The sequence below is a fragment of the Nitrospirota bacterium genome, assembly GCA_040755395.1.
Lineage (GTDB): Bacteria > Nitrospirota > Nitrospiria > Nitrospirales > Nitrospiraceae > DATLZU01.
In genome coordinates this window covers 225,956-236,956 of sequence record JBFMAX010000005.1, presented here as the reverse complement: position 1 = coordinate 236,956, position 11,001 = coordinate 225,956, and the positions used below count along the sequence as shown (strand labels likewise).

Here is an 11,001-nt window from a genome sequence, read left to right as displayed (position 1 = left end):
ATTGACCTTTCTACTGCGGCGAACGATGCACCGACATCTGCGTCGTTCTCGGCCCCGAAAAATCCTCAACGTATTCCAGCGAATACGCCTCCGGTTTTTCGCGGCCTGTGGCCTTGCATCTGCCGGCGCCTCCTTCGCCTCGTCACGAACGGCAATGTCGGACAGGCTCCTAGACGAAATAGCGGCTGGTGTCGAACTTGTATTCGGCGTTGTCCACGAGGCGCACGATGCTGTGCGTGTATTCACCCGCCTCGTTCTTTTCGGTCAGGTCGTACTCTGGACCGTCTTCGACCGGCTCGCCGGCGGGATCGGCGACCACTTTTACGTAGGGCCGCTCTGCGTTTTCCTTGTCCTGCGCGGGCTGCAACACCACGGCCAGTTCGTCGGTATCGAGCATGACGAGACTCCCGATCGGCACGATTCCGACGCAGTTGACGAACAGCTTGAGGAGGGTCGGATCGAACGATGTGCCGCTTTTCGCGAACATGAGCTTGAGGACTTTGGCCGGCGTGAGCGGTTCGCGCCGGTAGACGCGGGACGACGTCATCGCGTCATAACAGTCGGCGATCATCAGGATGCGGCCCGTGAGGGACAGTTTCCAGGGCACGGTGAGTTTCGGGTAGCCGGAGAAGTCGTAGTTCATGTGATGCTCGAACGCAGCCGCCGCCATGCGGCCGGGAAGATTGGTGATTCCGCGCAGCTTCGCGAGGCTGAGCACGCCTTCGGTGGGGTGGTTCCGCATCGCGATCCATTCCTCTTCCGTGAACTCGCTCGGCTTGTTCAGCACCTCCATGGGAATCGTGGATTTGCCCATGTCGTGAAACAACGCCGCCAAACCCAGATCGGCCAGTTCCACTTTCGGATAGCCGGCGCGATTGCCCAACGCGATGGAAAGGATCGAGACGTTGACCGAATGGTTGTGGGTGTATTGGTCATGGCACCGCAGGGTGGTCAGACCCAGCAACGTGGATTCGTCCTGCATCATGAGGTCCACGATGTTTTGAATCGCGCGCTTGGCCTGCTTGAAGCTGATCGTACCCCCTTCCCGGGCGTTCTGCACCAGGTTCCCCACCGCGCCGGCCGCCCTCGCATAGCCATTTTTCGCAGTGGTCTTGGCTTGGCGCGTGCCCTCCGCGGCGTCTTTGTCTCCGGTTTTCGAAGACGCCCCGTCTTTGAGCCTCAGTTCGCGCGGCGGTTCTAGTTCGATCCCCTGAACGTTCCGCGCCTTCAGTTCCTTTTGCAGATCTTCGAGCGACTTGGTTTCAGGATCGAGGCTCGCGAACAGGTGCGCCAGCTCTCGGAGATCCTTGGAGTCCACGGTGTTCGAGAAGGAGATGGCGCCGATTGTCCATGCGTTGAGGCTGTCGATGACGCCGGTGAAGACGGCCAGTTGCTGGGAATTGACCTTGAGGTGGCTTTCTCCGAGGAACAGAAAGTCGTTCTGCAGCCGGAGGACGACCGGTCGATCGTGGGCCAGGGTCTTGATCAGCGTCAGCATCGCGTCCACCGGCTTGTCCAGCGCCGAATTGGTGCGTCCGTGGATGCGCGAAGTCTTGATGAGGACGTTCAACTGGGTGACCAGTTGCGTTCCCAGCATGATCATCTGCTGATCGACGATGTCGCCCGCTTCCGATCCCTTGGCGATCTTGGACGTGAGGGACTTTTCGTGCGTGAGGATCGGTTGGAGGTGTTCGTCGACCTGAGGAGCTTGCGCGGATGACGCGTCGTGATCGCTCATGGGAGCCGTCCTTCGCTTCTGGCCTTCTGGTGTTTGACCGCCAAGGTCAGGGCCGTCGCACAGGCCTGCCGGACGGCCGAGCCGCCTTTCTTCTGTCCGACCTGCAGGGCGGCGAGCGCGGCGGGCGTTCCCAGTTTTCCCAGCGCCTCCGCCGCCATGACCGCGGACTCTTCCTTGTTCTTGCGATTGGTCCAGGACCACTCCGTAAAGAGACTCTGCCAGTACGGCACGGCTTCATCCCCGGCTGTTTGTCGCACCGCATGATAAATGGCCCGCTTCTCCGCCGGCGGCCGGTCGTGGAACTCTTCCGCGGAGAGGATCGTCGACCAGACCGTGAAGGGCGCGGTGTACTGCCCGTTCATGAGCAACTTCAGCGCCGCAAGCCGCACCGGTTCGTCCGTATCGCTCAGGAACGAGACCAGCTTGGTCCCGTTTCCGCTCGGGCGGAGGATGCCGATGGTCCGCACGACTTCCTTGCGGATCTGGGCGTCGGGATATCGCACCAGCCGTTCGACCGCGTCCGCCAACTTGGGATTGTTCCATCGCGCGATGATCGACAGCAGATTGCGCACGTAGGGCGCTCGCTTGTCGGACAGGCCGCGCGCGACGATTTCCGGCGCGTCCTTCGCCACGGTGAACAACGCCTCGCAGACGATGGCCTGATGGCTCGGCGATTCCAGATTCGCAAGCAGCGCGCACAACGCGGGAACCGCCTGGGCGTTCATGCGTAGCAGGAGAGGCAGGAGACCGTCGGTAGCCGCCTGCTCGGTCTTGTTGAGGTAGTGCTCGATCAGCTTGAGGCGTTCCGGCGCATTGAGCGAATCGAGCAGTGCCGCCAACTGTTGTCGGTGGTCGTCCGACAATCCGGCGCGCGCGCTGCCGGCCTGTTGAAGCAGATCCAGCACGTGATTGAGGGCGGTCCAGCGACCCTGCTTCGTCAGGGTCTCCAGGACATTGTCGAACACATCGAACAGCTTCGTCAGCAGAGCCGAGGATTGTTCCGAGGCCAAAATCACCAGGAGCATGTCCAGCACGTACGGCATGCCGTCTCGCGCGGACTCGGCCTCGATCTCCTTGGCGAGCGCGTCCAATTCCTCTTCGGAGACTTCGTAGCCGACCAGGCCCGACTGAAACCGCGAGGCCCCGGCCGATGCGTTCGCTCCCTCTTTGACCTGGGCGGCTTTTTCTTTGTCGATCATGTCGCGGAGGGAGGACACCGGGGCGTTCATGGCTCCTTCGTTCTGCAGGGCGAGGACATCGCCGGCGCCGGAGACCTTGATGATCTCTTCCGCGGTGACGAACGTAATCGTGGAAAGATTTTTCACCCACAACCGGGTCACGATGTCGTCGTCATCGTTCTGCGCCGGATCGGCGCCGCCCCACAGGGCTTCCAGAAAGAACGTCAGATCCTCCTGCGTCAGGCCTTCGTGGAAGGTCAGTTCACGGATGCCGTCCGCATAGAGCTTGAAAGCCAGATTTTCCCCCGAGGAATCGGTTTGATACACCACTTCGCCTTTGAAATGCAGTTCCGAGCGCTGGACAAGAAAGCCGAGTGTCGCGTACGTGCCCAGATGAGTCGTGAGTTCCTGATAGAACTGCTGGAAGAACTTCTGAGCGACAGGGTTGCTGAAGCCGTAAGTGCGGGTCGATTTCGATGTCTTATCGAGCAGTTTCAGCAGTTGCTTGACGGAAGTCACTTCCGGATCGGCGGCTTCTTTCCCGGCCGCCGCGGCCATCATCTGCTGCGCTGTTTTCAGGTCGGTCATACGAGATACTCGTACCCTCAACCCTCCGCTTCGTCAAGAAAATATCCGCTCCGGGATACGCGTATCCGTGCGCCGCCCGGCGTTGCCTGACCGATCGTTTCGAGGATAGAATCACGGCGCCGTGTTCCGAGGCGCGCGGGGGTTACGCGGCGCCTTCAGCAATGCGCGCAGACACGCACGGGAAGGCAAAGGCCGGCATGATCCGTTCCGATTCCGCTCCGCTCGTCATCTGTTTCGGCGACAGCCTCACGGCCGGGTTTCAAGCTCCCTCTCCGGACAATCCGGCGGGCCTCGAAACTCCGTACGGCGGCTTTTTGCAGGAGCGCCTCGGAACGGCCGCGCGGGTGGCGGTCAGCGGCGTCTGCGGGGAACTGACCGGGGAAATGGCCATGCGGTTCCGCCGCGACGTGCTGGATCATCGACCGGCGGTTGTAGTGATTCTGGGCGGCACCAACGATCTCGGGTGGAACGCGCAGCCGGCAGAGATCATGCGCAATCTGGTGAAGATGTATGAATCGGCCCTCGCCGCCGGCGTGGAGCCGATTCCGGTCACTGTTCCGTCGCTACGTCTCGAGGGCGATTTCAGCACCGGAGAAGGAACACGTTGGCTCGGCGAGCATGTAGCGCGCCGCCAGGTCTTGAATCGCTTGATCGGCGACTATGCTGCATCCAAGCACCTGCCCGTTGTGGATTTATTCACCGCGACGGCCGAGCCCGAGACGTGGCTGTTGGCGGAGCGTTATTCCAATGACGGGCTTCATCTGACGACGGACGGGTACCGGCTTCTGGCGACGCTGTTGTACGACCAGGTATTGGCGGCACGGCTCGGCCGGTCCTGACCGTCGATGAGAGGGTGGTGAGAAAAGGGCTGTGATCCGAGACGTGACCGATCACGAATTCGATCGGGTGGTCGAGCGCGCCGGTATGCCGGTGCTGGTGGAGTTCTGGCAGCCCGGCTGCGGCGGCTGCCGGGCGCTGATGCGGGAACTGGAGGAGCTGCAGCTCGAGGTGGAAGGGCGAGTCTTGATCCTCAAGATGAACGTGCAGGAGAACCACCAGATTTCGGCCGAACTGGACGTCTCATCCTTGCCGGCGCTCGCTTTCTATCGGAACGGAGCGTTCGAGCGTTTCATCGGGGGGTTGGGGAGAAAGGACGAGATTCTGAAACAACTTGAGCTAGGGCAATGCAATTCTGAATGAGGAATGAGGAATGAGGAATGAGGAATGTCTCGAGTCTCTGGCCACGTGCCTGTCTATAACGTCCGCCACATCCTCCCGTCGTTCTGAATCAGCCGGTCGGCTTCGACCGGTCCCCAGCTTCCCGCTGAATATTCCGGCAGCCATTTGGTGCCGTAGGTCTGCCAGCCTTCAAGAATCGGGGTGATCCAGGCCCATGAAGCTTCGACCGCGTCTCGCCGCATGAAAAGAGACGCGTCCCCCGCCATGACGTCCAGGAGGAGCCGCTCATAGGCCTCGGGCGACGGCGCCCCGAACGCATCGCCGTACTTGAAGTTGAGTTCGACCGGGTGGGTTTGCGCTTTTGTTCCCGGCACCTTGGAAATCATCCGCAGGGACATGCCCTCCTCGGGCTGGATGCGGAGCGTGAGGACATTCGGCGGCTGAGGCGAGGCCGGGTTCGCATTAAAGAGGATCTGGGGGATGTCCTTGAACTGGACGGCGACTTCGCTGGCCCGCTTGGCCATGGCTTTGCCGGTTCGCAAGTAGAACGGCACTCCGGCCCACCGCCAATTGTCGAGGAACAACTTCAGCGCGACATAGGTTTCGGTCGTCGAATCGGGACGGATGCCCGGCTCGCGCCGGTATCCCGGCACTTCGACGCCGCCTACAATCCCCGGACTGTACTGGGCTCGCACCGTAAGCTGGTTGACGTCTTTCCCTGTGATCGGCCTGAGGCACCGCAGAACATCGATCCGCGCATTGCGTACCACATCCGGGTCGAGCGAGTACGGCGGCTCCATCGCAACCAGGCACAGCAACTGCAGCAAATGATTCTGGACCATATCGCGCAATGCGCCGGTTTCTTCGTAATAGGCGGCGCGGGTTCCCACGCCCTCCGCCTCGCTGACGGTGATCTGGACATGGTCGATGTATTTGTGGTTCCAGAGCGGCTCCAGAATGCTGTTGGCGAACCGGAGCACCATGATGTTCTGTACCGTCTCCTTGCCGAGGTAGTGGTCGATGCGAAAGATTTGGGATTCGTCGAAGACCCGTCCGATGACGGCATTGATCTCCTGCGCCGATTTCAAATCGCGGCCGATCGGCTTTTCGACGATGACGCGGCAGAACGGATGCACGCCGTCCGGCGGCGAGACGAGCCCGACTTGTTGAAGCCCTTCGCATGCGGACGCGAATGAATTGGGAGGAATCGCCAGGTAGAAAATGCGGTTGCCGGGGAGATGCAAGTCCCCCTCGATCTGCTCGGCGCGGACCTTGATGGCTTCGTATAAGGCCGGGTCATCGATCGAACCGGCCAGATAGAAAAGATGTCGCTCGAATTCGGCCCACTTTCGATCGACCAACGCCTGCCGGGAGTATTTGACGATCCCCTCGCGTGTGTTGTCCCGGAACTCCCCGTCGCTCATGTCTCGGCGACCGAGCCCAAGGACGGCGAAGTTCGAGGGCAAGATCCCGTCCAGCGACAGATTATAGAGGGCCGGGATCAACTTGCGCTTGGCCAGATCGCCGGACCCGCCGAAGATAACCAGAATGCAAGGTTCCGGCATGTGGTCTTTGACGGGTTGCGCCATGTCGTGACTCCTTCGAACCGGCGCGGTCAACGCCGAACCGCGTGGCCGCCGAACGCATTGCGTAACGCGGCCAGCATCTTCTCCGCAAACGACTCTTCCTGCCGCGAGCGGAATCGCGTAAACAGCGCGGCGGTCAATGTCGGCACCGGCACCGCCTTCTCCAGCGCATCTTCGACCATCCAGCGGCCTTCGCCGGAATCCTGCACATAGCCTTTGAGTTTCTCCAATCGGGGATCCTCTTTCAGCGCGCCGGCGGCCAGTTCCAACAGCCAGGACCGTACCACGCTGCCGTGCATCCACAGTTCGGCGACCTGTGCCAGGTCGAGGGAATAGTCGCTCTTCGACAGCAGTTCGAATCCCTCGGCGTAGCCTTGCATCATGCTGTACTCGATGCCGTTGTGAACCATCTTGACATAGTGACCGGCCCCGTGTCCCCCGACGCGGGCCCAGCCGTGTTCGGGGGCGAGGGTCTGAAAGACGGGCGCGAGACGCGTCACCGGCGCCGCCTCGCCGCCGATCATCAAACAATAGCCGAGCTTGAGCCCCCACACGCCGCCGCTCGTGCCGGCGTCGATGTAGTGAATGCCGCGCGGCTTCAGTTCGGCGGCGCGCCGGACGTCGTCATGGAAGTCGGTGTTACCTCCGTCCACGACGATGTCGCCGCTTTGCAACAGCGCCGCCACGGCCCGGACCGTTTCCTCGGTCGGCGCGCCGGACGGGACCATGATCCAGACCGCGCGCGGCGGTGACAGCTTCGCGACCAAGTCCGCGATTGAAGAAGCACCCACGCAGCCTTGGCTCTCCGCCTGCTTGATCAAATCCGTCGCCCGGTCGTAGACCACCACGCGATGCCGGTCGCGCTGCAGCCGCACGACCATGTTCATCCCCATCTTGCCCAGGCCGATGAAGCCGAGTTCCATAGTACGTCCTTTCTCTCCTCCGCTATCGCTCCGAGGAGAAGCCGGTCAGGAAAACACGGATGAGTCGGTGTAAGGCCATGTGCGCGTACAGGCGGGCGGTCCATCGCATGGCAGCAGGATCGGGTGAATTGTAACATAAAGACAGGAGCGGTCGCGCGAGCGGTGAGGCTCTCGAGCCGCCGTCGTCTAGTCGATCCTGGCCGGATTCGGGATATCTTTAAAGAGGAGATCGGCGAGTTGCCGGCCCAGTATCAGGCGTTCAGTCAGCGTGGGTGCGATCAGGAACCGGCTCGCCAGGTCGCCGATCGCCGGATCGCGGGACGTCAAAAAGCGCACGACGTCGACCGGGGCCGTCAGCCAGAGACCCCGCAAGCGGAAAAACGCGGTGACAAAGTCCTCGAAGAAAATTGTCAGGAGGTACTGAGCAGTCGCCGGTTTATCGGCCACATCTTCCGCCTTCCCCAGCCAATGCAGACAGTCGGCTTTCACGCGGATCTGTTCGTTCACGCCGGCGGGCGGCGGTCCCTGACGAAATCGCTGCTGGGCTTTCTCGATCAGCTTGGAGCCGATGCCTTCGTGCTCGAACAGAATACGGCCCTTGCGCAGCAACGGTGGCAGGCGCGGCGAATACGCGATCTCTTCCTCGACGGTTTGATGGCCGCGATAGCGGATATCGACCACGCGGTCGGCGACCCGAACGAGTTCGTGGCGATCGGCTTCGCCCTTCACCAGCGCGATCAAATCGACGTCGCTGTGCGGGGTGATGGCCCGGCGGGAGCCCGATCCGACCAAGATAACGGCGACCAGATCGCCGCCGCGCTTGCCGCGAACGTGGCGGAGGGCGGCCGACACCACTTGCTCGAAACCGGGCGCTTCCAGCGATTCTGGTTGCTCCGGCGGCTCGGGAACGTCCACCAACTCGGCGTTGAGTTCTTCACGAGTCGGCAGGGGCGCAGATATGTCAGACGAAGAAGGAACGGTGTCGGCGTCCATGTCTTGTCGCGGTCTTTCGTGATCGGCGGGAATGTTCAGACTCCACGAACCTGTTTGATCCGGGCCGGGAGGGCGTCCAGCCACTGGTCAAAAGGTTGGTCGGCATCCACCACGATTTCGAGCTTGCCGTTCGGCAACATACGGACCGCGCCCGGGCTGGCGGGGGACAGCGGAATTTCCACCCACTCTCGGCTCAATCCCAAACGGTCGGTCATCTCGAGAATCCGGCTGATCTGTTGAAAAGAAACGACATCCAGAGGCATTGCCCGGCTCTACGCAGCCAACAGCATATTCATCAGGGCATTCTAAAGAGCGCCGAAACGACCTGTCAACGACGTGAATTCAGCGCCCGAGGACGCGGGCAAAGATCTCGCCGGCGCGGTCGATGTCCTGAGCGCTCACGTCCAAATGGGTGACTGCGCGGAATGCGGTCCCTCCGACGGCGTTGATCAAGACGCCTTCGCGTTTCAGCGCCGCCACGATCTCCGCGGGTTGAAGGCGATGGCCGATCACGTCGAACATCACGATGTTGGTCTCGACGTGATCCGGGTTCAGAGTCACGGCGGGAATCCTCTGCAGGAGACGAGCCAGGCGCTTTGCGTTGTCGTGGTCCTCCTTCAGACGGGCGATGTTGTGTTCGAGCGCATAGATGCCGGCGGCGGCCAGGATGCCGGCCTGCCGCATGGCGCCGCCGTACATGCGGCGGAAGCGGCGCAGCTTGTCGAGCAAAGCCGTCTCGTTCGTGACGATCAGCGATCCGACCGGTGCGCCAAGGCCCTTGGAGAGACAAAAGGAGACGGTCTCGAAGTGTCTCGCGTAGTCGGCGGCCGAAACTCCAGTGGCGGCTACGGCGTTGAACAGCCGCGCGCCGTCCAGGTGCATCGGAATCCCGTGCTTCAGCGCGATGGCGCGGATCCGCTCGACCGTGCCGAGAGGATAGATCGACCCGCCGCCGCTGTTATGGGTGTTTTCCAGGCAGATCAGCGCGGTGGGAATGCTGTGAGGATCGTTCGGCCGGATGGCGGCCTCCACCTGCTCGGGCGTCATGATGCCGCGGTCGCCGACTACCCAGTGCAGTTGCACCCCGGACAAGGCGCCGGCCGCCCCTTGCTCGTACCGCACGATGTGGGACTTGCTTTCGACGATCACTTCCTGCCCCGGCTGCGTCAGGACGCGGATCGAGAGCTGATTGGCCATCGTGCCGGAAGGCACGAACAGCGCCGCGGCTTTGCCGAGCAGCGCCGCGGCCATCTCCTGCAGCCGGTTCACCGTCGGGTCTTCGCCGTACACGTCGTCGCCGACCGGCGCACAGGCCATGGCCTGGCGCATCGCCGGGGATGGTTGCGTGACGGTGTCGCTGCGGAGGTCGATCATAAAAACCGTGATGCGTCACACCCATTGCAATCTTCGGAGGGCATCCATTGCTCTTGGGGATGCAACGGGTCCCCGGGCCCGGTGACGCGTGACGAGTAACACCTCAGAATCATAGGCTATTCGCTGCCCGCTGTTGGCTATTGGCTGTTTGCTTGTAGCGTCCGGGCGTCTTCGAACCGATAGCTTTGTTTGTTCAGGACCGGATAGATGGAGAAAATCGGCGTATTGAACGGCACGAAGGCCGATTCCCTCCCTTCCGGAAGCTGCACATGCATGTTCACGAAATTGAAACTGAGTCCGTCCTGCCAGGGCTTGCGGTTGGACGGCGCGTAAGCGTGGATCTTCTCGGTGGCGTAGCTCCGCGTGAGCAGGCCGGCGCCGCCTTGCAATCCGTACTCGTGCAGATCGGGCGCGCCCTGGATCAGCAACGACATCGCATCCGCGTCGAACCAGACTTTGAAATTACAGACCAGTTGAATGAACGGCCCGAGGGCGTGGGACCCTTCAAGAAAGGCGCGCGGGAGGCCGACCTCCATCGGCACGTCGTTCGGCAGGGGACGCTCGACGACGCCCAAGTCTTTCTCTTTGACTTCCGAGACGGAGACGAACAGGAGGTGGGGATCATCCATCCGAATGTCCAACACCTGGTCGTCGTAGTAGCTGCACAGCTTGCCCAACTCGTACCGCAGCGGGAACGAATAGCCCATCTTGACGTACCAGATGCGCAGTCCCGCTTCCAGCGGGTCCTCCGGCGTCCGGCTGATCTTCAGATCGAACGGCAACATCAAATGGACGGCGGTGGTCCGAACCGCCATGAACGGGGCGCAGGCCCCGGCGAATTCCTTCTGCACGGCCGGATTGTCCGGTTCGAACTTGCGCGTCTGGCTCGAGAAATGCTGCGCAGCTTTGGCGTCTTTGGTCAGCTTGTACTTGTTCTGGTAGTACGCCGCCGCCCGCTGCTGCGCGGTCTTCAGAAAATAGTCGGGGAGGTCGGTTTCGACGATGATGCGATGCCGGTCCGCGGCCGGCGCCGGAGCGCGCTGAGGCCGCATGGCCTCGTTGTAGATCTCCATCTCCGCCGTCGTCTTTTGAATATCGCGCGCAATGTGCTGGGACAGGCCGGGATCATAAAACTGAGTCCGGCGCAAAATCTGTTGGGCCTTTTGCAGGCATTCCAACTTGTGGGTGTAGCGTTTCGGTTCGGCGGCGAAGACGTCGGCCGTCGCCATGTAGAGATTGAACTGCTCTTCCGGCGTGAGGCCGAGTTGGTCGAGGTTCTGTTCCTTGATAAAGGTATAGGCCAGCGGGCCGAACGCTTCTTCCTTCCTGATGCACAAGGTCAGCAGGTAGTTGTAATGGGCCCGCCCTTCCTGCGGCGTCACGAACAACCTCGTCGGTGAAAGGCATTCTAAGGGAGTGTGGTGGAGGGGAACAAGTCCCGC

Annotated in this window: 10 protein-coding genes; 2 read left to right on the top strand and 8 right to left on the bottom strand. The window is 61.7% G+C overall.

The genetic code is table 11. From position 1 onward, the window contains the following. Positions 1-169: 169 nt before the first annotated feature. Both AB1555_10760 and AB1555_10755 read right to left on the bottom strand, forming a co-directional pair. Complete coding sequence (locus AB1555_10760; GenBank protein MEW6247177.1) at positions 170-1,738, bottom strand: HD-GYP domain-containing protein; 1,569 nt, start codon at positions 1,736-1,738, stop codon at positions 170-172. Beyond that, positions 1,735-3,504 carry a hypothetical protein gene (locus AB1555_10755; protein ID MEW6247176.1) on the bottom strand — a complete coding sequence of 590 codons (1,770 nt, stop codon included), beginning with the start codon at positions 3,502-3,504 and terminating at the stop codon, positions 1,735-1,737. The genes AB1555_10760 and AB1555_10755 overlap by 4 nt, the downstream gene beginning before the upstream one ends. 197 nt (positions 3,505-3,701) lie before the next feature. Between AB1555_10755 and AB1555_10750 the strand changes: the two genes are divergently transcribed. Continuing rightward, the gene (locus AB1555_10750) at positions 3,702-4,343 is read left to right on the top strand and encodes a GDSL-type esterase/lipase family protein (GenBank protein ID MEW6247175.1); all 642 of its coding nucleotides are present in this window, start codon (positions 3,702-3,704) and stop codon (positions 4,341-4,343) included. Positions 4,344-4,374: 31 nt separating this feature from the next. Further along, the gene (locus AB1555_10745; GenBank protein ID MEW6247174.1) at positions 4,375-4,704 is read left to right on the top strand and encodes a thioredoxin domain-containing protein; all 330 of its coding nucleotides are present in this window, start codon (positions 4,375-4,377) and stop codon (positions 4,702-4,704) included. Between the two features lie 53 nt (positions 4,705-4,757). Here the strand turns inward: AB1555_10745 and zwf are convergent, their stop codons facing one another. The 6 genes from zwf to AB1555_10715 form a co-directional block, all read right to left on the bottom strand. Next, positions 4,758-6,272, bottom strand: coding sequence for a glucose-6-phosphate dehydrogenase (gene zwf, locus AB1555_10740; protein ID MEW6247173.1), 1,515 nt, complete (start codon positions 6,270-6,272; stop codon positions 4,758-4,760). Positions 6,273-6,298: 26 nt separating this feature from the next. Further along, entirely contained in the window at positions 6,299-7,192 is an 894-nt protein-coding gene (gene gnd / locus AB1555_10735; protein MEW6247172.1) for a phosphogluconate dehydrogenase (NAD(+)-dependent, decarboxylating), read from the bottom strand. A gap of 186 nt (positions 7,193-7,378) precedes the next feature. After that, the gene (locus AB1555_10730; protein ID MEW6247171.1) at positions 7,379-8,185 is read right to left on the bottom strand and encodes a hypothetical protein; all 807 of its coding nucleotides are present in this window, start codon (positions 8,183-8,185) and stop codon (positions 7,379-7,381) included. A gap of 35 nt (positions 8,186-8,220) precedes the next feature. Continuing rightward, entirely contained in the window at positions 8,221-8,448 is a 228-nt protein-coding gene (locus AB1555_10725; GenBank protein ID MEW6247170.1) for a hypothetical protein, read from the bottom strand. Positions 8,449-8,527: 79 nt separating this feature from the next. Further along, positions 8,528-9,559: a low-specificity L-threonine aldolase gene (gene ltaE, locus AB1555_10720; protein ID MEW6247169.1), complete on the bottom strand. Its 1,032-nt coding sequence runs from the start codon at positions 9,557-9,559 to the stop codon at positions 8,528-8,530. A gap of 137 nt (positions 9,560-9,696) precedes the next feature. Continuing rightward, complete coding sequence (locus AB1555_10715) at positions 9,697-10,941, bottom strand: hypothetical protein (GenBank protein MEW6247168.1); 1,245 nt, start codon at positions 10,939-10,941, stop codon at positions 9,697-9,699. Positions 10,942-11,001: the final 60 nt, after the last annotated feature.

Coding starts and splice junctions, on each gene's coding strand:
- AB1555_10760 (MEW6247177.1), bottom strand. CDS start 1,738: ATGAGCGATCACGACGCGTCATCCGCGCAAGCTCCTCAGGTCGACGAA.
- AB1555_10755 (MEW6247176.1), bottom strand. CDS start 3,504: ATGACCGACCTGAAAACAGCGCAGCAGATGATGGCCGCGGCGGCCGGG.
- AB1555_10750 (MEW6247175.1), top strand. CDS start 3,702: ATGATCCGTTCCGATTCCGCTCCGCTCGTCATCTGTTTCGGCGACAGC.
- zwf (MEW6247173.1), bottom strand. CDS start 6,272: ATGGCGCAACCCGTCAAAGACCACATGCCGGAACCTTGCATTCTGGTT.
- gnd (MEW6247172.1), bottom strand. CDS start 7,192: ATGGAACTCGGCTTCATCGGCCTGGGCAAGATGGGGATGAACATGGTC.
- AB1555_10730 (MEW6247171.1), bottom strand. CDS start 8,185: ATGGACGCCGACACCGTTCCTTCTTCGTCTGACATATCTGCGCCCCTG.
- AB1555_10725 (MEW6247170.1), bottom strand. CDS start 8,448: ATGCCTCTGGATGTCGTTTCTTTTCAACAGATCAGCCGGATTCTCGAG.
- ltaE (MEW6247169.1), bottom strand. CDS start 9,559: ATGATCGACCTCCGCAGCGACACCGTCACGCAACCATCCCCGGCGATG.